Origin of the sequence: Pseudoalteromonas haloplanktis ATCC 14393, assembly GCF_000238355.1 — a bacterium.
In the GTDB taxonomy this organism is placed as follows: Bacteria; Pseudomonadota; Gammaproteobacteria; order Enterobacterales; family Alteromonadaceae; genus Pseudoalteromonas; species Pseudoalteromonas haloplanktis.
This window is the reverse complement of the sequence record NZ_AHCA01000042.1, coordinates 1-1171: the sequence shown is the minus strand read 5'-3', so window position 1 is coordinate 1171 and position 1171 is coordinate 1. Positions and strand designations below refer to the sequence as shown.

The following is a 1171-nucleotide window of genomic DNA, read 5'->3' as shown; positions in this document are numbered from 1 at the left end:
AAGACCCGTTTGGGTTGTATGGTTAAGTGACTAAGCGTACACGGTGGATGCCTTGGCAGTTGGAGGCGATGAAGGACGTATTAACTTGCGATAAGCTTAGTCGAGCTAGTAAAAAGCACTTGAGACTAAGATTTCCGAATGGGGAAACCCACCTGCTTGCAGGTATCGTTAACTGAATACATAGGTTAACGAGGCGAACGCGGAGAACTGAAACATCTAAGTACCCGTAGGAAAAGAAATCAACCGAGATTCCGGAAGTAGCGGCGAGCGAAACCGGAACAGCCCTTAAGCTTATTATGTGTTAATGGAAGGCTCTGGAAAGTGCCACGATACAGGGTGATAGTCCCGTACATGAAAATGCATTTTAAGTGAAATCGAGTAGGTCGGAGCACGTGAAACTTTGACTGAATATAGGTGGACCATCATCTAAGGCTAAATACTCCCAACTGACCGATAGTGAACCAGTACCGTGAGGGAAAGGCGAAAAGAACCCCTGTGAGGGGAGTGAAATAGAACCTGAAACCGTGTACGTACAAGCAGTAGGAGCAGACTAGTTCTGTGACTGCGTACCTTTTGTATAATGGGTCAGCGACTTATATTTTGTAGCGAGGTTAACCGATTAGGGTAGCCGTAGGGAAACCGAGTCTTAACTGGGCGAATAGTTGCAAGGTATAGACCCGAAACCCGGTGATCTAGCCATGGGCAGGTTGAAGGTTGAGTAACATCAACTGGAGGACCGAACCCACTAACGTTGAAAAGTTAGGGGATGACCTGTGGCTAGGAGTGAAAGGCTAATCAAACCGGGAGATAGCTGGTTCTCCCCGAAATCTATTTAGGTAGAGCCTCGGACGAATACTTACGGGGGTAGAGCACTGTTAAGGCTAGGGGGTCATCCCGACTTACCAACCCTTTGCAAACTCCGAATACCGTAAAGTACTATCCGGGAGACACACGGCGGGTGCTAACGTCCGTCGTGAAGAGGGAAACAACCCAGACCGCCAGCTAAGGTCCCAAAGTCATAGTTAAGTGGGAAACGATGTGGAAAGGCCCAGACAGCCAGGAGGTTGGCTTAGAAGCAGCCATCCTTTAAAGAAAGCGTAATAGCTCACTGGTCGAGTCGGTCTGCGCGGAAGATGTAACGGGGCTAAACTATGCACCGAAGCTGCGGATT

1 rRNA gene is annotated in these 1171 nt (G+C 48.7%); it reads left to right on the top strand.

The window, feature by feature from the left end:
- Positions 1-20: 20 nt before the first annotated feature.
- Positions 21-1171, top strand: a 23S ribosomal RNA gene (locus tag PHAL_RS0122565); the annotation flags it as partial.